The 18,591-nt window shown below is 61.5% G+C and carries 15 protein-coding genes and 2 pseudogenes; 2 read left to right on the forward strand and 15 right to left on the reverse strand.

What is annotated here, in order from left to right; genetic code table 11:
• Positions 1-143 (forward strand): annotated as a pseudogene (locus F3H41_RS13410) (IS3 family transposase); the annotation flags it as partial.
• A 20-nt stretch (positions 144-163) separates the two neighbouring features.
• Here the strand turns inward: F3H41_RS13410 and eutB are convergent.
• The 10 genes and pseudogenes from eutB to F3H41_RS13460 all read right to left on the reverse strand — a co-directional run.
• Positions 164-263, reverse strand: a pseudogene (gene eutB / locus F3H41_RS21540) (ethanolamine ammonia-lyase subunit EutB); the annotation flags it as partial.
• Between the two features lie 67 nt (positions 264-330).
• Positions 331-1,119 (reverse strand): histidinol-phosphatase, encoded by a 789-nt coding sequence (hisN, locus tag F3H41_RS13420; RefSeq protein WP_149739207.1) that lies wholly within the window; start codon positions 1,117-1,119, stop codon positions 331-333.
• On the reverse strand, positions 1,119-2,054 hold the full coding sequence (locus F3H41_RS13425) for a choline/ethanolamine kinase family protein (RefSeq protein ID WP_149739208.1): 936 nt from the start codon (positions 2,052-2,054) through the stop codon (positions 1,119-1,121). Before F3H41_RS13425 ends, hisN begins: the two co-directional genes overlap by 1 nt.
• A 24-nt stretch (positions 2,055-2,078) precedes the next feature.
• Positions 2,079-3,044, reverse strand: a complete 966-nt coding sequence (locus tag F3H41_RS13430) for a phosphotransferase (protein ID WP_188129463.1) — start codon at positions 3,042-3,044, stop codon at positions 2,079-2,081.
• Positions 3,041-4,330 carry a Zn-dependent hydrolase gene (locus F3H41_RS13435; RefSeq protein ID WP_149739209.1) on the reverse strand — a complete coding sequence of 430 codons (1,290 nt, stop codon included), beginning with the start codon at positions 4,328-4,330 and terminating at the stop codon, positions 3,041-3,043. The genes F3H41_RS13430 and F3H41_RS13435 overlap by 4 nt, the downstream gene beginning before the upstream one ends.
• Complete coding sequence (locus F3H41_RS13440; RefSeq protein ID WP_149739417.1) at positions 4,323-5,084, reverse strand: DeoR/GlpR family DNA-binding transcription regulator; 762 nt, start codon at positions 5,082-5,084, stop codon at positions 4,323-4,325. Before F3H41_RS13440 ends, F3H41_RS13435 begins: the two co-directional genes overlap by 8 nt.
• A 56-nt stretch (positions 5,085-5,140) precedes the next feature.
• On the reverse strand, positions 5,141-6,982 hold the full coding sequence (locus F3H41_RS13445; protein ID WP_149739210.1) for an ABC transporter ATP-binding protein: 1,842 nt from the start codon (positions 6,980-6,982) through the stop codon (positions 5,141-5,143).
• On the reverse strand, positions 6,979-7,899 hold the full coding sequence (locus F3H41_RS13450) for an ABC transporter permease (protein WP_149739211.1): 921 nt from the start codon (positions 7,897-7,899) through the stop codon (positions 6,979-6,981). The genes F3H41_RS13445 and F3H41_RS13450 overlap by 4 nt, the downstream gene beginning before the upstream one ends.
• The gene (locus tag F3H41_RS13455) at positions 7,899-8,879 is read right to left on the reverse strand and encodes an ABC transporter permease (RefSeq protein ID WP_149739212.1); all 981 of its coding nucleotides are present in this window, start codon (positions 8,877-8,879) and stop codon (positions 7,899-7,901) included. Before F3H41_RS13455 ends, F3H41_RS13450 begins: the two co-directional genes overlap by 1 nt.
• 70 nt (positions 8,880-8,949) lie before the next feature.
• Positions 8,950-10,533 carry an ABC transporter substrate-binding protein gene (locus tag F3H41_RS13460; RefSeq protein WP_149739213.1) on the reverse strand — a complete coding sequence of 528 codons (1,584 nt, stop codon included), beginning with the start codon at positions 10,531-10,533 and terminating at the stop codon, positions 8,950-8,952.
• 773 nt (positions 10,534-11,306) lie between these two features.
• Between F3H41_RS13460 and F3H41_RS13465 the strand changes: the two genes are divergently transcribed.
• On the forward strand, positions 11,307-12,740 hold the full coding sequence (locus F3H41_RS13465) for a DUF3363 domain-containing protein (protein WP_244616190.1): 1,434 nt from the start codon (positions 11,307-11,309) through the stop codon (positions 12,738-12,740).
• Here F3H41_RS13465 and F3H41_RS13470 read toward each other — a convergent pair.
• The 5 genes from F3H41_RS13470 to F3H41_RS21740 all read right to left on the reverse strand — a co-directional run bounded on the left by F3H41_RS13470 (position 12,734) and on the right by F3H41_RS21740 (position 18,550).
• Positions 12,734-14,149, reverse strand: coding sequence for an FAD-binding oxidoreductase (locus F3H41_RS13470; RefSeq protein ID WP_149739214.1), 1,416 nt, complete (start codon positions 14,147-14,149; stop codon positions 12,734-12,736). The genes F3H41_RS13465 and F3H41_RS13470 overlap by 7 nt on opposite strands.
• A 28-nt stretch (positions 14,150-14,177) precedes the next feature.
• The gene (locus tag F3H41_RS13475; protein WP_149739215.1) at positions 14,178-14,864 is read right to left on the reverse strand and encodes an ABC transporter permease subunit; all 687 of its coding nucleotides are present in this window, start codon (positions 14,862-14,864) and stop codon (positions 14,178-14,180) included.
• Positions 14,861-15,574, reverse strand: a complete 714-nt coding sequence (locus tag F3H41_RS13480) for an ABC transporter permease subunit (RefSeq protein ID WP_149739216.1) — start codon at positions 15,572-15,574, stop codon at positions 14,861-14,863. The genes F3H41_RS13475 and F3H41_RS13480 overlap by 4 nt, the downstream gene beginning before the upstream one ends.
• Positions 15,575-15,675: 101 nt before the next feature.
• Positions 15,676-16,473: a transporter substrate-binding domain-containing protein gene (locus F3H41_RS13485; RefSeq protein WP_149739217.1), complete on the reverse strand. Its 798-nt coding sequence runs from the start codon at positions 16,471-16,473 to the stop codon at positions 15,676-15,678.
• Between the two features lie 91 nt (positions 16,474-16,564).
• Positions 16,565-18,550, reverse strand: a complete 1,986-nt coding sequence (locus F3H41_RS21740; protein ID WP_348532494.1) for a DUF2817 domain-containing protein — start codon at positions 18,548-18,550, stop codon at positions 16,565-16,567.
• Between the last annotated feature and the right edge of the window lie 41 nt (positions 18,551-18,591).

Raw genomic sequence — 18,591 nt, forward strand, 5'->3', positions numbered from 1 at the left:
TGACACCGGCCGAGTTCGCTCAGACCATCAACCCGCGACGTGATGCGGGCTCACGCAGCCGGAATGGCTCCGCACCGCAACACGCCGCTACCGCCGCAAAGGCAGCAACCGAAAACCGCCGGAGCGAACTCAAAACTGGATAAAACTTGGGGGCAAGGTCAAGCAGGTCTGTAAGCGCCATCTGCGCTGCCAGCCGCTCTACAGGTCCATCGGCGGCAATGCGGGCCAGTTGATCGCCGGCTCTCCGGCGTTGCCTTGGCCAGCAATGTCTTCAGGTCATCGAGGCGGAAAACCGTTTGTTCGATTGTTGTTTTGTAAGCATGTTACGGTTCACCCGTTGATCAGCGCCAGCGCTTCGTCGTGCAGTTTCGAGTTGGCCGACGCGAGAACCCGGCCATCTGAATGGACCGATATAGCCTTTCCATCCCAGTCGGTGATGCAACCGCCTGCACCCTGCACGACAGGTACGAGTGCCATGTAATCATAGGGTTGCAGCCCCATCTCCAGAACCAGATCGCAGTGTCCGGAGGCGATGAGGCCGTAGATGTAACAGTCGCCGCCGAACCGGCGCAGCCGCGTTGCCCGTGACAGGCGCTCGAAGCGATCGGCATCGCCACCGGTGAACATGTCGGGCGAGGTGGTGTAGAGGCGGGCCTCCGACAGGCTTTCGCAGAGGCTGCTTTGGGCGATGCTTCCGGAAAATAGCGTCCCGCCTGGTGAACCGATCCAACGCTCCCCCGTTGCCGGGATATCGATCAGCCCGCAGAAAGATTTTTCCTCGTGGGTCAGTGAAATCAACGTGCCGAAAAGCGGAAAGCCAGTGATGAAGCTCTTGGTGCCGTCGATCGGGTCCAGCACCCAGGTGAAGGCATCACCCGGTTTGACGCCCATTTCTTCGCCATGGATGCCATGGGTTGGGAAACGCTCTTCGATCATGTCGCGAAGCTGCTTTTCGATTGCACGGTCAGCCACCGTAACGGGGCTCTCATCGAGCTTGGAGATCACGTCCAGCGGCGTGCGGAAATAGGAGAGGGCGAGGGGACGCGCGGCATCTGCCAGTTCGCCGGCAAAGGCGAGATAGGTTGCGGCGTCCGCCGGGCTGATTGTATCAATTTGCATCAGACAGCCTTCAGGAAAAGCGGCCAGCGGGGATCGTGGATGATGGAGCGGGCGCGCATGTGCTTCCAGATCCCGTATTTGTAGAAGTCGAAGTGGAGCGTCGATACTCGGTTCTGCACCATGGCCCAGGTACTCCATTTTATATCAGCAAGCGCTTTGTGCACTATCAAGCGGGCATGCTGGGATTTGTCGTAGCGGCCGAAATACTCCTCGATAATGGCGCAGTCGATGTCTTCGGGGAAAAACATCTCGCCGCTCCAGATTGCCAGATCGTAGAGGCGCTCGTTGTTCGATGCATATTCGAAATCGATCAGCTTGATCGACTTGTCGTCGCCGATGAGGAAATTGCCCGGCATCGGATCATTAAAGCAGGCAACGAGATCGAGGCCTGATGCCTCCAGCGCTGCACGTGCCTGTTTGTAGGACCGATAAAGCCAGTCGTGGTCCAGCGGCCAGTAGCCGCCGAGCTCGCGCACCTGGGTGAAATGCTCCTCAATCATGTCGAACACGGTCTTGGTTAGCGGCAGGGCCGGGGCCTGATGAAAATGGCGATAGACCCGCACGGCTTCATTGCGGATTGCCGGATCTGCGAAATCGCGATGGGTGGACGGTCGCCGTCCCTCGATGAACTCGGCGATTTCGATGTCCAGATGATTGAGGTAGTCGAATGTCCTTGGGCCGACACCAATGGCTTCCGCCTGCTTGCTTGCGGCCGCCGCGGCCTTGCGATCGATGAACATTTCTGTGCCGCGACCGGGTATCTTCAGAAAGTAGCCTAGGTCTTGCCCCTCGACATCGATGCGGAAATTCGTGTTGCTGATCCCGCCGGATACGGCGCGGTAGCTGAGGCGTCGCCCTTTCCATGGCTCCACCTGCACGATGGCAGCCTCCACCGCCCGCTCGGCATCGGATCGCGCCATTCCCAGTTCCTTCATCACCGTGTTCCCCTTTTTTGTTTTTCAGAGAGCCCGCAGTTTTGCCTCGAAATCCGGATGGCCAAGCAACATCCGGCATCGGAGAAACCGCCAGCCGGCATATTTGAGGAATTCGATGCCGCGCGGAGGTGAGCGCAGTTCAAGCACCAGACTTCGCAGCGCCCAGTAGAGATCATCGGCGGCAGCATAGGCGCGGCATCGGCTGAAGGCGTGCTCGCTGAAGGTTCCGTCGTGCATTTCCAGCAGCGGCTTCATCTGGCTTTCAAACTGGTAAAGTTCGTTCATCTGCACACCCAGTTGGTAATAGGGGTCGATGTCTGCGGCCAAGTCGAAGTCGACAAGCTGGATCGCGCCATTCGGACCCAGCATTACATTCGATGAATGGGGGTCGCCATGGGCGGGTTTCAAATCGATGCCGGAGGCTTCGATGGCCTGACGGATCGGCGCCATCCAAGACAGCAGCCACTCTGCATCGCCGGGCAGATCCATCGCGCCCTCAGTGACGATTTCCCAGAGCTGCGTGATCCCGTCGAAAACGGACCAGCTGTGGCCGAGCGATACGCCTGCGGCAATCTCCTTTTGCATGCCGATGAGCCGTGCGACGGTTTCCGGCTGCATCAGGTCATCGATCTTCGCCGCTTTCCAATCCTCCCCGAGCGCGGTGAAAAGCATGCTGCAGCTGGCGGCATCATATCCAAGCGGTTCAGGGGCAAAGCCCAGCTGATGGAGGCGCAGAGCTGCGGCAAAGGCTGCCTCGCCGTCCACGAGATCGGCAACCTCATCCAGACACAGTCGCAGGAAAAGCGGCGTGTCGCCATCCTTTGCCACAACGAGGAAGCTTTGCGATTCCACGGCGTGGTAGGACGGCGATGCGACGGCCGGTATTGCGGGTATGCAGGAGGGTGCGTCTCCCAGTCTATCGGCGAAGGCGGCAAGAGCCTTTTCGACCCGGCTTTGCACCCCAGTTACGGCAGATCCCGGTTTCGTCATTCTGCCGCCTCGCTGACTTCCATCACCTGAAGGCCCTCGCAGGCAATTTTGTAGAGTATGTCGGCCAGGATTTGTGTTCCCAATGCCTGATCTTCCGGCGAGGTGAATTCGGTAGGATGGTGGATGACACCGTCCCGGCTCTGTACGGCCAGAACCACCGCGGGGCATACATCCGACATCGCGACAGCATCGTGACCGCCAATGGTATCGAGATGGCGAGCCGTCTGCCCAAGGCGCGCGGCAGCATCTTCCGCCAGGGCAATCAGGCTGGATGAAAACGGGCCGGCCTTGCGGCGATCGATCGACCGCACCTGCGATGTCACACCAGCCTTCACGGCCGCGTCCTCGATCCGGACCAGCATCTTGCTTTCGGCCTCCGCCAGAACATCAGGTGCGGCTGAGCGCAGTTCGATGAAGAGTACGGCCTCCGCCGGGACCACATTCGGAGAGTTAGGGAAAACCTCAAGGCGGCCTACTGAGGTATGCAGATCAAGGCCATGTTCGGTAGAGATCTGTTTGAGATCGCTAATCAGATAGGCGGCAGCCAGAAGCGCATCTTTCCGGTCTGCCATTGGGGTTGCCCCGGTATGGGCCTGGCGGCCGAGGAAGGCGAGGCGATATTTCGTCGCCCCCCAGAAGCGCGTAAAGATGCCGAACCGCTCTCCAGCATTGCAGAGCGTCGTGTCTCCTTCGATATGCAGTTCGATCAACGCCTCCGGACACTCCACTTTGTCGGTTCCGGCATAGCCGATCTCGTTCAGCGCCTCGCGCACAGATATGCCATCGCCATCGGTGCGGTCCAGCGCCCATTCCAGATCGGCGGCACCGGAAAAGACGCTGCTGCCCAGAAGGCTGGGTTGGAAGCGCGCGCCTTCTTCGTTGGTCCAGTTGACGATCTGGAAATTGCAGGCGGAGAGGCGCCCTTCCGCCTTCAGCCGTTCCTGAACGGACAGAACGGCCTCGCAGGCAGCAATGACCCCGAGCGCGCCATCGAAGCGGCCACCATTCGGCTGGCTGTCGATATGCGATCCAACCATGATGACCGGGGCGTTTCGCCCGGCAAGCGTCAGTTTGCCAAACTGATTGCCGATGGGGTCGATGGCCTGTTCGAAGCCGTTTTCGGCGAACCAGCGGCCAAGCCAGTCGCGTGCCATGCCATCCTCGCGGGAAAGCGTCAGACGGTTCATGGAGCCGTCGGGTCCACCTCCGAAGGTGGAGACGGTTTCCATGAGGAACTGGAGCCGTTCGGCATTGATGGGGGTCGGGGAAGCGGGAACGTCAGGCATGTATGATTTCCACGTTGGATTGGTTGAATTGGTCGGAAAATTCCCGGGCCATCACACCGCTCGTCACAACGGCGTCGACGTCGGTGAGGCCAAAGGTATGGATGGAGCCGAGCCTTCCGAACTTGGAGCTGTCGGCCACGACGACGGAACGTTTCGCCTGCGCCTTGGCAACGCGCCGCAGGATTGCTTCGTCCTCGCCGAAATCCATGAAGCCCCGTTCGCTGTGAATGGCGCTGATGGCGATGATGGCCAGGTCAAAGAAATGCTCCTTCAGGGCCGTCACGGTCTCGTGGCCGTAGGTCGCCTGGTAATCGGGGCGCATTCTGCCGCCAAGCACGCGGATGCTGGCATGCTGCATGTGGAAGAAATGGGCGGCCACCGCCAGCGAATTGCTGACGATGGTGATGTCCTTTCGCGCCTCCAGATGCTTCAGGCAAGCGAGCGTGGTGGTTCCGGTATCGATGAACACCTTCATGCCATCTTGAACCAGCGTGGCGGCGGCCTCGCCGATCCGTGCCTTTTCGCGTGCGCCAAGCCGCAGGCGATCCGAAAAAGGTTGATCGCTTTCCTGCTGCTCAAGGACCGCCCCGCCATAGACGCGGCGGGCATAGCCGCGCGTTTCAAGCTCCTTGAGGTCGCGCCTGATCGATTCCTGGCTGACCTGTAGATGATCGGCCAGTTCGTTCACACTGACGCGATGATTCTGCTTCAGCATGTCCAGAATGACCCTGAGGCGATTTTCCGTGAAACTCATGAATGCACCTTGGATGAGCAGTGTCGCGGCACCGTCGAGCCGGGCCACGAAGGTTTTCAGGTCGAAACCATGATTTGAGCGGTCGGCATGTCTCCACCGGCGACGGATGGCACGAGGTGACAGGCTGCGAAATCCTGGCTGCCGCGAACGGTGAGCGCTGGTGGCAGGCTGCCGCATTTCTCCAGTGCACGCGGGCAGCGAGACTTGAAGCTGCAACCGGGAGGAATGTTGATCGGGCTTGGCGGTTCGCCTTCCAGCAGGCAATCCTCCGGCTGGTAGCGGCGTTCTTCTAGCGTCGGCATCGCGCTCAGCAAGGCCATCGTGTAAGGGTGGCCGGGGTCGAAAAACAGTCGCTCGTTGTCCGCCAGCTCGAATACCTCGCCTAGATACATCACCGCCACGCGGTTGCAGACCTTCCGCACCATGGCAAGATCGTGCGAAATGAAGATATAGGTGAGATCATATTCCTTTTGCAGCTTCTGGAAGAGATCAAGCAGCTTGAATTGCTCCGTCTGGTCCAGCGCCGAGAGCGTTTCATCCATGATGAGGATTGCCGGCTCTAGAACCAGCGTGCGTGCGACATTGATACGCTGGCGCTGACCAGCGCTCAGACCCAGCGGCAATTCCTCGTAGAGACCGGCGGAAAGCCCTACTTCACCCATCACCTTCAGAACACGTTCGCGGATCCTTTCGCCGTCTTTCCAGCCATGGGTGCGCAACGGCTCCTCCAGCATCCTGCCGACAGAGGTGCGCGGTGGCAGTGAACCGAAGGGATCCTGAAGCACCATCTGGAGCTTCTTGCGAAAGGCCAGAAGATCCTTGCCGCCAAGGCTTGCAATATCGTCTCCGCCGCACAGAATCTGGCCGGAACTCGGCAGTTCAAGCCGGCTCAGAAGGCGCATCAGCGTGGACTTTCCGCAGCCGGATTCGCCGACGATCGCAAAGCTGTCTCCGCGGCGGATATCGAAGGTTACGTTGCGCACGGCCCGCACGTGGTTGAAGCCGCCGAAGCCGGTGCGCCTCCTCACCTTGTAGACCTGCGATACATCGCGCAGGCTCAGGACCACGTCGCGCTTGTCGTTCAGCCGCGGCATTTCGTTCTTGCCGATCCAGATCTTCGGCGTCTGTTCGACAAGCTCCCGCGTATAGGGATAAAGCGGTGCTGCAATCAGCTGCTCCGTTTCCTGTTCTTCAACGATGCGGCCTTCCTCCATCACAAGGATGCGGTTGCAGGCTTCACGCGCCACAGGCAGCGAGGATGATACGAAGAGAACCGCCGTATCGAAGTCGTGGGACAGTTCCTTCATCAGCCGTATGACCTGAGCCGCCACGGTAACATCGAGTGGCTGGGTGACATTGTCGGCAACCAGCAGAGCGGGATTGGTCGCCAGAGCATCAACGATAAGGGCTCGCTGCATCATGCCGCCGGAAAACTGCGAGGGGTAATCTCCGAACCGGCTGGCGGCAGAGGGAATGCGCACGGCATCCAGCAATTCTATCGTGCGCCGCCGCGCCTCCTGCCGTGTGGTGCCCGGCACAACGGCGCAGATCTTTTCAACGATTTGTGCGCCGACAGGCAAGGTAGGGTCGAGGGCACCCATGGGATTTGCCCCGACATAGGCGACGCGCCTGCGCAAGGTGCGCATCTCCATCTCCGAGAGGCCATATATGTCCGTGCCTTCGAACAGCACAGTGCCGGACGAACGGGCAAGCGGTGCTTCCAGCCAGTTGACGACCGCCTTGGATAGGACGGTCTTGCCCGAACCACTTGCGCCAACAACGCCAACGATTTCGCGCGGGGCCAGCGTAAAGGAGATGGAGTCGATAATGAGCCTTGCCTCCCCGGCTCGACCGGCGGCAACAGACAGGTTTTTCAGTTCAAGAAGCGGCTGGCTCATTGATCGGACCCTCCGTGAATGGTGTTGCGGGCGCGTTCCAGTGAGGCACCGACAAGGTTGATGCTGGTGAGCGTCAGACCCAGGAAAACGCCGGGCATGGTGGCGATCCACCAGGCGTTGAGAAGATACTTGCGGCCATCTGCGATGATATTGCCGAAGGTGGGGGTGGGCGGCTGAACGCCGAGACCGAGGAAGCCGAGGATCGATTCGAAGATCATCATGCGGGCAACATCCAGAACCGAGGTGAATACGACCGGCGGCAGCAGTAGCGGCACCAGCAGGCCGAGGATGATGCGAATGTCCGTCGAGCCTCCAAGCTTTGCCGCGCGAACATATTCGCGCTGTCGTTCCGTCATGACGATACTTCGCATGATGCGGGCATAGACCGGCCAGCTCGACAGCCCGAGAACCAGAATAATGGCCGGTATGGTGGGCCGGGATACGCCAAGCACTGCAATGGCGAGGATAATCATCGGAATCGAAAGCTGCGCATCGGTCAGGCGCATGATGAGCATGTCGATCCGCCCGCCGAAATAGCCTGCAATGGTACCCAGCGCACAGCCGATGAGCAGCGTGACGGCCACCGAAGAGATGCCGATCAGGAAGGAGTAGCGAAGGCCGACGAGCGAGCGAACCAGCATGTCGCGGCCGATCTGGTCCGTGCCGAGCGGGTGGAGCCAGCTCCATTTGTCGCCAAGGAAGAGAGGCGGAAGCAGCCGGGCGCGAACGTCCATCTTCGTCGGGTCGATGCCGCTGATTTCCGGATAGAAAGCAGCGGCGATAGCCAGAATGAGAAAGATTGCAAGCCCGATTCGGAAGCCGGGAGCTGACACGGCACGGTCGAGGATACGTCGCGCTATGGAGCGGCCGGCAGATTTGGCCACGACCGGAGTCTCGAGTGCGGATGTGATGGACATCAATATTCAAGCCTCGGATCAATGGTGGTTGCGACGAGATCGACGGCGATGTTGATGAGCACGAAGATGGCGCTCGTCACGATGGCGATGCCCTGGATCAGGGGGAAATCGCGCTGGAGGACTGCATTGATGGTCAACAGTCCAAGGCCCGGATAATCGAAGATGTATTCAACGATAATCACCCCGCCGAGCAGGCTGGAAAACTGCACGCCAAGCAGATTAAGAAGCGGCACGGATGCATTGCGCAAAGCATGATTGAAGATGATGCGCGAGCGGGCAAGGCCGCGCACGCGCCCGACCGAAACATAGGGCTCCATCATCTGCCCGGAAACTGAACTGACCAGCGTGCGGATCAGCACCGGCGACAGTTCCACCGCCAGTACGATGGCGGGCAGGATCGTATAGGCAAAGCCCTGATAACCAATGGCAGGCAGCCAGCCGAGCTTGACGGAAAACAGCAGCGCCAGCACGATGCCGAGCCAGAAATTTGGCAGCGAAATGAAAATCGAGGAGATGTAGAAGGCCAGTTTGTCTGGCCAGCGGCCAATGCCAAGCCCTCCTGCAATGCCAATGATTGCGGAAAATACAAGCGCAATAACCAGCGTGACGGCGGCCAGTTGAAGGGTCATCGGCAGGGCGTCGAAGATCAGGTCAAAGACTTCGGCCCGTTCGCCGCGGGTCGTGTCGTTGAATGTCGCGCCGCCGGTCGATGCGCCATTGGCTGGCCGCACGAAGGACTGCCCGAGATCGCCATGGACCACGCCGCCCATGTAACGGCCGAACTGGACAAGGATCGGATCACGCAGACCCATGTCGGTGGCGATCTTTTCGATCAGGGCTTCCGGCGCCATCCCCCCGGCCATCAGGCGCACCGGATCACCCGGCACCACCCGAAGCAGGGTGAAGATCAGCAGGGAGACGAGGAAGATGATGATGATGCCCTGAATAAGGCGCCGTAGCAGGAAATTCACGGTGAACATTCTGTCGTTCCCTTGAGGATTCACGGGAAGGCCCGCACGCCGGCAAAGCGCGGCGTGCGGATGAAAGGTCTCAGGTAGCGGGCTTGGAGGCGTCGATCGACCCGTCCGGGTAGATGTACATGCCTTGGAAGTCCTTCTGCATGGCGTGAATCATGACGGAGGTGAACAGCGACAGGCACGGCATCTTGGCAGCGATCAGTGGCATCGTCTCTTCTTGGAGAACCTTCTTTCGCTCTTCGAGCGTTGGTGCGTTGCGCTCCTTGTCGAGGCTGGCGTCAAGGTCCTTGTCTTCAATGCCGCATATGCGATGCGAAGAGGAATGGAAATGCGTGCGCAGAACCAGGTCCGGCTCCGGCGAGGCCGTAGACCAGCCGCAGTCGACCATGTGGCCGGGACCGCCGCCGGGGCGGTGATAAAGCTGCTCATTCCAGGCTGCCGGTTCGAGCACGGTCAGGCTTACGTCAAATCCCTGCTCCTGAAGCATGGCTGTAATCAGTTCGCCATATTCCTTGGTCTTGGGATAGAAGCCTACGGACGTGATGTATTCCAGCGGGGGCAGGCCCTTGCCATTGGGGAAGCCTGCTTCTGCCAACAGTACCTGCGCCTTTTCCGGATCGTATTTCGGATAGTTCGGAAGGTCGACATAGCCGAACTTCACCGGTGAAACGAAGTTGGAGGAGGCGTGGCCAGCCGAGCCCATCAGTTCCATGACCAACTCGCGGTTGATCGAGTGGCAGGCGGCGAGGCGAATGCGCGGATCGTTGAACGGAGGCTTCGAGCAACGGAACCAAAGATACTTGTTTTCGACCGAGACGACTTTGTTGATGTAGATCGCAGGATTGTCTTTGATCGAATCCACCTGTTCCGGCTCCAGACGCTCCACGATGGAGGCCTGGCCGTTCATCAGCGAGAGCATGCGCGTGGTGGAATCGCCCGTGAAGGTGAAGTTGATGCCGGGGATGGCTGGCTTGCCTTTGAAATAGCCATCGAATGCTTCCATCACCGTGTCATTGCCGCGCTGGGCCACGAACTTGAACGGGCCGGTGCCGTTAAGGCGCTGCGACAGCGGACCTCCGGGGCCGCCGGCCACATCCTTGGCCGACATGATCGGCAGGAAGGAGGCGAGGAAGATGAAGAGGTGCGCGGGATATCCACCCTTGGAGGTATCGACAATGACCGTATAGTCGTCGGGTGTCTCTATGGTCAGCGTTTCGCTCGGGCCCGGATACCACTGGGCCGGCCGGTCGGTGCGTGAGCCATACTCGAACGTCGCCTTGACATCCTCGGCCTTGAACGGCTTTCCATCGTGAAACACGATGCCCTGGCGCAGCTTGATCTGGAGGCGATGCGGGTCAAGAAGCTTTATCTCGGTCGCCAGCTCGTAGACGACCTCGCCGGGATTATCGAGCTTCATTGGCGTGCGGGTGAGGAAGCCCATGACGAAGCCTTCGATATTCTTCTGCGAAAGCGTCGTATGGGCCGTCGGATCCCAGTTGCCCGTGATGTTTTCGGCGGACAGGAAGGTCATGGTCTTGCCGGTTTGTGCAAAGGCCGACGAAATGAAGAAGTCAGGATTAATCTGCATGTAGCCTGCGACGGCGGCTGCACCCGCTGCGCCTTGCAGGAAGCGACGACGATTGAATTCCGAACCCATTGAGTTCCCCTTTTTCTTTTGGAAACCGTCATACCAGTCAAAACGGTCAAAACGGTCAATGCAAATGACATGCCAGGTGGGGATTGAGGGATGGTACGGGTCCTTTGAAGGGTGGCGTGTGTGGTTTTTGAATGTTTAAGCGGCCGCGTGATGTTTTTTTATGCGGCGCGATAGATCGGCCTCATGCATGCCGGAAGGCAGGGGGGCATGCTGCATCACAGGACGGATGCTGAGTGTTGTGCGAGCCATGATCACCGGCTTCAGGACTCATACAGAACCGGAACATAGCGCCGCCTTTTGGGAGCACATTGACGAGCAGTACAGCGACCATTGAAACGCACCGCGCCTGCACGATGACTGGCGCGATCTGAACACATGAGGTCCGCGCGAGCGGATGGGAACCGATGCAGACCAGGAACGACGGAACCCACGATATCTTGCCTGCGGCCGTGCCGATCACACGATGGCCAAAAGATCAGCAGAAACACGACCGATTAGGAGTGCAAGATAAAGCGAACCGGGGTTCGCCCGAGCTCCGCTCGTAAGTGATTGTCTGCACATTGTTTTCCAGAGGGAAAACGGGGAAGCGTCGAATATCGCGATGTGAGACGAATTCCAGGATCGGCTGATTTTCTCTGTGCGCCAGGATGATAGCGGCCAACTGCCGCGAGGTGCGATACCCCAATCTATGGGCTGCAAGTCTTGTTCCGCCCACCTGCGATGACGGTAATTCGCTGCTTGTCAGGCCGAGGGCCAGCGTCGAACCTGCCGATATGGCAGATCGTGACGACGACAGTTTCCGCATCAAACCGGGCCGACCGAAGAGCCGGGGCGCCCACGCCAGCCTGCACTCGAAAGCGTTCATCACCCAGGTGAAGATTGCCGTGCGCAAGGCTGGCGGAAACCCCGATCGGATTGGCGGGGAGTCAGACAACGGGAGCGGGCACTTCAATGCCCGAGGCCGTGGCGCGAAACTGGCGCCGTCGTTTGCCAAAGGCGGTGGAGCCTTGACGCGCGCTGGCAGCGGCACCCGGTTCCGGTCGCGGCGCGTCGTCGTCAAGGCGCGGGTGGTCAAGCTTGCCCCGCAGCGGGGTCAATCGCGTGGTTCAAAGTTCCGGGCAACGACGGCCAAAGCGGTCGATGCGCACCTGCGCTATCTGGAACGCGATGGCGTCACCAAGGATGGCGAGAAGAGCAGGGTCTATTCCGCATTCGAGGACGAGGACGACGGCAAGGCATTCGTCGAGCGTGGACGAGACGACCGGGATCAATTTCAATTCATCGTCGTACCCGAAGATGCAGTCGATCTGGGAGACCTGCGATCCTTCACCCGTGATCTCATGAAGCAGATGGAAAGCGATCTGGATACTCGGCTGAATTGGGTTGCCGTCGATCACCACAATACTGGTCATCCCCACACCCATGTCTTTGTCCGGGGCGTTCCGGAGGATGGCCGCATCCTCAATATTGCCGGCGACTATTTTGCCCATGGGGTCCGCTACCGGGCCGAGGCACGGGTGACGCTGGAGTTGGGCCAGCAGAGCGCGTTGGAGGTCGCGGAAAAGCTGCGGCATGAGGTGGAGGCCGAGCGCCTGACCCGGCTCGAAAGGATGCTGATCGCGGAGAGCCAGGAACAGGGCATCATCGATGTGCGTCTCGATGCCTCCGGTCGCTACCCGGTCCGGGCCAATCGAGCCCTTCTAATCGACAGAGCCAAGCGCTTGGAGCGGTATGGCTTGGCGGATGAGATCGACTCTGGTCGATGGACGATCCGGGACGATGTGGAACAGACCCTGCGCGCCCTTGGCGAGCGCGGCGATATCATCAAGACCATGCATCGGGCGTTGGAGGATCACGGCCTTGCCGATGAGCGTAGTGCCCGCGATTACATCACACACGGCAAAAGCATCACCGAGCCTGTCGTCGGGCGGGTTATGGCCAAGGGACTGGCGGGGGACGAGATGAGCGACCGGCTACATCTGGTCATCGACGGCGTGGACGGTGACGTGCTCCAGGGCCGGTTTGGCGAGCGGGAGTGGTCCCGGGGTGGTTCGCGGTTTTCCTCCGAGCGGGAAGCCGCACCTCGCGCCCGGCCATATCCGTCACAGTCCGGCGGCCGCGATGGAGGTGCAAAAGAGACGTCTTGTCAGAGTTACGGACGCATCACCACCTGTATCTCAGACCGGCCAACGCCGTCCGCTCACTGATCGCCCGCTTCCCGTCTCAGGACCTTCCCCGGATTGAGAATGTTGTCGGGATCGAGTGTTCGCTTGATGAGGCGCATCAGGCTGAGCTTGGTCGCATCGGCCGTTGCCGCAAGGGGGGCGATGCGCTTGCTTCCGATGCCGTGTTCGGCGGAGAAGGCACCGCCGGCGGCAGCGAGGTCGGCATAGAGGATGTCATCGATCCTGTTGATACGCTCGGCCGCGACGTCGTTGCCGCAAGCGTTGATCGCGATGTGGAGGTTGCCGTCGGCGAGGTGGCCGAAAACGTAGGGGGCAAGGTTCGGGTCGAGGCGCTTGAGCGCCGGCAGGCAGCGCGCGAGGTAGGCGTCGAGCTCGGACAAGGGGATGGAAATGTCGTGTGAGGGCGCGCCCGGATGCTTGCGGTAGATGACATCCGTGTCTTCGCGCAGGCGCCAGAGATCCTGTTCCCGGGCAAGCGAGGTGGCGATCACGGCGGAGATCTCCCCGTGTTCGGCGGCGATATCGCAGTAGATCGCCTCGCATTCTTCTTGCAGGCGTCCGGCATCGTTACCGCCGAAAGAAACCAGCAGATAGACGGGATGATCGTTCCGGAAATCCGGCGCCGACCAGCGGTGATGGCTTGCCGCCAGCTGGAAGTAGGTCGCCCACATCGCTTCGGCGGCGCGCAGCGTCCCATAGCCGGCATTCAGGCAACGGCTTATGACTTTCAGCACGGTCGCCACGTCCGGCAGGCCGAACAGCATGGTCGCGGTCGTTGCCGGCAAGGGCTCCAGCTTGATGGCAATGCGCGTGACGATTCCGAGCGTGCCTTCGCTGCCGATGAAGAGGTGCTTGAGGTCATAGCCGGCCGCGTTTTTGACGACGCGGGTGAGGTCCCGGTAGATCGAGCCGTCAGGCAGCACGGCTTCCATGCCGAAAATGCGATGGCGCATGACGCCGTGTCGGAAGGCGGAGATGCCGCCGGCATTGGTGGAGACCATGCCGCCGACCGTCGCCGAGCCGCGGGACGGCAGGTCGATCCCCGGTTCGAGCCCGAGCTCTGCCGCTGCCACCTGCAAGGCCTGCAGCGTCACCCCTGCTTCGACGACGGCGACGCGTTCGCTTGCGCACATCCGGACGATCCGGTCGAGTCGACTGGTCGACAGGATGATTTCGCCCGGCCGGGAGACCGCGCCGTCCACCAGTCCCGTGCGCCCGCCATGCGACACGATCGGCACGCGGTGAACCCGGCACAGCTGAACGACCGCCGCGACCTCTTCCGTCGTGGCGGGCGCGACGAGCACGCCGGCGTCGAGATTGGCGGGGTTGCCGCCGGGATCGATGGTCGTGGCAATCGCCTCGGATTTGCAGTGGGCCGGACCGACGATTTTGGCGAGGTCTTCGAGAAAGCCGGGAGGCAATTCGGGCATGGTCGGTCCTGTCGATAGGCGCTGGGGCTCAGCGGATGCGGTGGCGGTTGAGGTGCGCTTCAAGGAGGTGCACGAGTGAAATCAGAACAAGGTTGACCAGCAGGTAGAAGGCGCCGGCAATCGTGAAGACTTCGAGGATGGCGAAGGTCTGGCTCATCAGCCGTTTGGCCTGTCCTGTCATCTCCAGCACCGTCACGGTCGAGGCAAGGCTCGTGCCTTTCACCAGCAGGAGCAGCTCGTTGCCATAGGCGGGCAGGGCCTGGCGGATGGCGAGAGGGAAGGTAATGCGGCGGAAGCAGAGCAACCGCGACATGCCGCAGGCGCGCGCCGCCTCGACCAGCCCGGTGGGGACCGAGAGAAGCCCGCCGCGCAGGATTTCGGACGTATAGGCGGCGGTGTTGAGGGCGAGCGCCAGCACGGCGCAATGGGTGCCGTTGCCGATGATCCACCAGAGCACCGGATTGGTCTGAACGAAGGGGATCTGGCCGAGGCCGTAATAGAAGAGGAAAAGCTGCACCAGGAGCGGCGTGCCGCGAAAGACCGCGCTGTAGCCCTTGGCAAACCCGGCCACCGCGCGGTTGGCCGAAAGGCGCATGACGGCGAGCAGAAGCCCCAGATGGAACCCGATGATTACCGATGTGAGGGTCAGCAGGAGCGTCAGCCAGAGGCCGTTCAGCAATTTCGGCAAAGCGAGCCAGAAGAGTTCCATGCTCATCGCGCAGCCCTCCGGCGACCCTGCAACCGCGCTTCGAGCCAATCGATGCCGGACTGGCTGACGAGGGTGATCAGGAGATAGACCACGAAGGCGATGGTGTAGAAGATGAGCGGCTGGCGGGTTGAGCCTGCGCCGACGAAGGCAACGCGCATCAGTTCCTGCAGGCCGACGACGGAAACGAGCGCGGTGTCCTTGATGGTCGTCTGCCAGACATTGTTCATGCCGGGAATGGCGATGCGCAGCATTTGCGGCAGGATGATGCGGCGGAAGATGCGGCCACTGGAGATGCCGAGCGCACGCGCCGCCTCGATCTGGCCGGGGGGGATCGATTGCAGGGCGCCGCGAACGACTTCGGTGGAATAGGCGCCTGATATGGCGGTGATGGCCACCACGGCGACGACGAAGGCATAGGCATTGCCCTCCAGCCCCCCATAGCCGAAGGCGGCGGCGACCTTCGCCATGAATTCGACGGAGGAGAAGAACAGGAGGTAGATGACGAGAAGTTCCGGTACGCCGCGCACGATGGAGGTGTAGACATCCACGAGCAGCGTGAACGGAAACAGCCGGAGCCATTTCGCCGTGCCGCACAGCGTGCCGACGATGGCGCCGAGCAGGATGCTGGCGATGCCGAGCATCACCGTCACGGTCGCGCCCCGCAGGATGGCGCCAATCCAGCCGCCTTCCCAGACTTGCAACAATCCGAATTCCATCGACTGTCCCCGTATTCCGTCCACCAATCGCCTGCGTCCCGCCGGCCCGGCCAAGGCGGTCATGGCCGGCGGGCGCTCGTCACGTCACTTGTCGCGTCAGTTCACTTGCAGGGGCGCGAGATGTCCTGCTTGAACCAGGTCTGGCTCGCCTTGGCGATGGAGCCATCGGTGATCAACTCGCACAGCGCCGTATCGATCTTGGCCTTCAGCTCGGTATCTTCCTGGCGGATGCCGACGCCGATGCCCTCGCCGAGGGACGGGTCGAAGGTGCTCTGCACCTTGACATCGACGAGCTGGAAATCCTTGCCATCCGGGCGGTCGAGGAAGTTCTGCAGCGCCGATGCATCGGCAAAGCCGGCCTCGACACGGCCGCTGGCGAGATCGATCTGCATCTGGTCCAGCGTGTCATAGGTCTTCAGGATGGCGTCGGGGACGCGCTTTTCCATGAAATGCGCGTGGGTGGTTCCCGCCTGCACGCCGACCGATACGCCGTTAAGACCCTTCAGCAGCGTCTCGATGTCCGTCGTGCCGGCCAGGGGGGAATCTTTCTTGACCACGAACATGTTGGCCAGTTCGGCATAGCCGATCGAGAAGTTGATCTGCTTCTTGCGTTCGGCGGTGATCGACATGCCGGAGATGATAATGTCGAAGCGCTTGGCCTTCAGCGCCGGGATCAGGCCGTCGAAGGCCTGCACGACGAACTTGCACTCCATGTTGAGCTTGGCGCAGAGCAGGTTTCCGACATCGGCGTCGAAGCCCGTCACGTTGCCGTTGGCGTCCGCCATGCTCCACGGCGGATACTCGCCTTCCGTACCGATGGACAGGACGGTTTCCGCAGCCTGCGCCGTGGAGACGCCCGTCAGGAAGACAGCAGCGAGGAGAAGAGATTTCAGACTCATGCGTTGGTTCCCCTTTTGTGTTTGAGCCTTGTGGTTCATGTCTGCGTCCGGCGCGGCCCGAAACGGGACGCGCGGCTGCGGACGCAGGACGTCAGAACGTGCGCGCCAGGAACTGGCGCATGCGTTCGGAGCGCGGATTGCCGAAGACCTCGGCCGGCTCCCCCTCTTCCTCGACCATGCCGCGGTGGAGGAAGAGAATCTTGTGCGAGACCTCGCGCGCGAACTGCATTTCGTGCGTGACGAGAATCATGGTGTTGCCTTCCTCGGCGAGCTGGCGAATGACGCGCAGCACCTCGCCGACGAGTTCCGGGTCGAGCGCGGAGGTCGGCTCGTCGAAAAGCATCAGCTTCGGCCGCATGGCGAGGGTGCGGGCAATGGCGGCGCGCTGCTGCTGGCCTCCGGAAAGCTGGCCGGGATAGGCGCCGTGCTTGTCGGCCATGCCGACCTTGCGCAGCAGCGCATGGGCATGCTCGACCGCCGCGCCGCGTTCCTCGCGCAAGACATGGACCGGTGCCTCGATGATGTTTTCGAGCACGGTCATGTGGGGCCAGAGATTGAAGCTCTGGAACACCATGCCGACCCGCGAGCGGATCCGCTCCACCTGCCGGCGATCGGCCGGCAGGCTGGAGCCGTCGCGCCCCGTCTTCATCCGGATCTCTTCACCGTCGATGATCAGCTGACCGCCATTGGGCTGTTCGAGCAGGTTGATGCAGCGCAGGAAGGTGCTCTTGCCGGAACCCGAGGAGCCGATCATCGAGACGACTTCGCCGGGCTTCGCCTTCAGGCTGACGCCGGTGAGGACCTCCAACGGACCGAATCGCTTGCGGATGCCGTTGGCCTCCAGAGCCAGCGGGCCGTCGGGCACGACTTTGGACGACGTCGTTGCAAACACAGGCGCGGCCGCGACCGCAGAGGGCAGGCTATCGGCCGTGAGCGCGCCGAGCGCCCGGTCGAAGTGGCTGAGCGCGACATCGACACAGGTGCGCTGCCAGGTGTGATCTTCTGGAATGAAGGCTTGGCGCAGCGCCGTCTTGATGCGCTCGCCTTCGGGCGTCGCCAGCGGCCTGCCGGACCGGTGCAGTCCGTTGTCGTCCCGCACGGTCTTGGCCACCGTCTGCACGTCGAGTGTTCCGCATTCGATGACAAGCGGCAGGATCCGGGCAGCGGGCAGCGCCCGGAGAAGCGCGGCGGAGACATAGCCGGTCGCCGTTGCTGCAATGCCCGTCGTCGTCTCGGCCCCGGTGCCGGTCAGGACGGTCGTCATTGCCGGGCCGAAGATCTCAGCGCCCCAGCCGATGCCGGGATGTTCGGCTTCCGCCACGGCCAGAAGGGCCGGATAGCCGTAGGGACCTGCCCCCGTATGGAGATCGAAGGCGATGATGTGCTTCGCAGCGCCGGCATGGTCGGCGAGGATCGCATGCAGCGTGCGGTTCGACCAGACGGCGCCGTTACCGCCGTAGAAGAGGCCGTCGGGAAAGGCGTACTGCCCCGCCTCGATGATCGGCTGCAGCCGCGCATAGTCGCTGCTGCTCGATGCCTGCGCGTCGGGGGAGGCCATGAGCCCAGCATGGAGCTCCGCATAGGCGGCGTTTTCAGGCGGCGCCGCGCTCCAATCGATGAAATTGCGGTTGAGGTCGACATTGTCTTCGTTGACGCGCCGCGACCAGGCGGTGCCCCAGGGATTGATGAGGTGAATGGCGAGGAGCGCGGTGTCGTCGGGAAGCGAGCGGACGGCCGGCTGCGCGAAGAAGACGGTCTGGGCGGCCGATCCGAACGGGGCCTCGACCCCGTGGGTGCCGGAGATGGTGATGAGGAGTTTGGCGGCATCGCGCCGGCCGAGGAAGGCAACGTCCGTCGCCAGCGCGTGACCATCGGGCCCCGGGAGCGGATGCGGATAGCTGGTGATCGCGGCGCTGGCCGAACGGGCCGCCTGCAGAAAGCGCTGGCGCATCGTGGCCGTGTCGCCCGGCATGAGGGCGGCAGCGGTCGGATCCGGGCAAGCGCCCGCGGGCGACAGGGATGGGCTGTCCGGCAAACCGATCCGGTTCGCCGTCTCAGGACATTGCTTTGCACTCATTTTCTGTTCCCACTGGTCGTTTTTGACCTTTTTTGTCCGTC

Source organism: Rhizobium sp. RU20A (assembly GCF_900155885.1).
GTDB lineage: Bacteria > Pseudomonadota > Alphaproteobacteria > Rhizobiales > Rhizobiaceae > RU20A.

Coding starts and splice junctions, on each gene's coding strand:
- hisN (WP_149739207.1), bottom strand. CDS start 1,119: ATGCAAATTGATACAATCAGCCCGGCGGACGCCGCAACCTATCTCGCC.
- F3H41_RS13425 (WP_149739208.1), bottom strand. CDS start 2,054: ATGAAGGAACTGGGAATGGCGCGATCCGATGCCGAGCGGGCGGTGGAG.
- F3H41_RS13430 (WP_188129463.1), bottom strand. CDS start 3,044: ATGACGAAACCGGGATCTGCCGTAACTGGGGTGCAAAGCCGGGTCGAA.
- F3H41_RS13435 (WP_149739209.1), bottom strand. CDS start 4,330: ATGCCTGACGTTCCCGCTTCCCCGACCCCCATCAATGCCGAACGGCTC.
- F3H41_RS13440 (WP_149739417.1), bottom strand. CDS start 5,084: ATGAGTTTCACGGAAAATCGCCTCAGGGTCATTCTGGACATGCTGAAG.
- F3H41_RS13445 (WP_149739210.1), bottom strand. CDS start 6,982: ATGAGCCAGCCGCTTCTTGAACTGAAAAACCTGTCTGTTGCCGCCGGT.
- F3H41_RS13450 (WP_149739211.1), bottom strand. CDS start 7,899: ATGTCCATCACATCCGCACTCGAGACTCCGGTCGTGGCCAAATCTGCC.
- F3H41_RS13455 (WP_149739212.1), bottom strand. CDS start 8,879: ATGTTCACCGTGAATTTCCTGCTACGGCGCCTTATTCAGGGCATCATC.
- F3H41_RS13460 (WP_149739213.1), bottom strand. CDS start 10,533: ATGGGTTCGGAATTCAATCGTCGTCGCTTCCTGCAAGGCGCAGCGGGT.
- F3H41_RS13465 (WP_244616190.1), top strand. CDS start 11,307: ATGGCAGATCGTGACGACGACAGTTTCCGCATCAAACCGGGCCGACCG.
- F3H41_RS13470 (WP_149739214.1), bottom strand. CDS start 14,149: ATGCCCGAATTGCCTCCCGGCTTTCTCGAAGACCTCGCCAAAATCGTC.
- F3H41_RS13475 (WP_149739215.1), bottom strand. CDS start 14,864: ATGAGCATGGAACTCTTCTGGCTCGCTTTGCCGAAATTGCTGAACGGC.
- F3H41_RS13480 (WP_149739216.1), bottom strand. CDS start 15,574: ATGGAATTCGGATTGTTGCAAGTCTGGGAAGGCGGCTGGATTGGCGCC.
- F3H41_RS13485 (WP_149739217.1), bottom strand. CDS start 16,473: ATGAGTCTGAAATCTCTTCTCCTCGCTGCTGTCTTCCTGACGGGCGTC.
- F3H41_RS21740 (WP_348532494.1), bottom strand. CDS start 18,550: ATGAGTGCAAAGCAATGTCCTGAGACGGCGAACCGGATCGGTTTGCCG.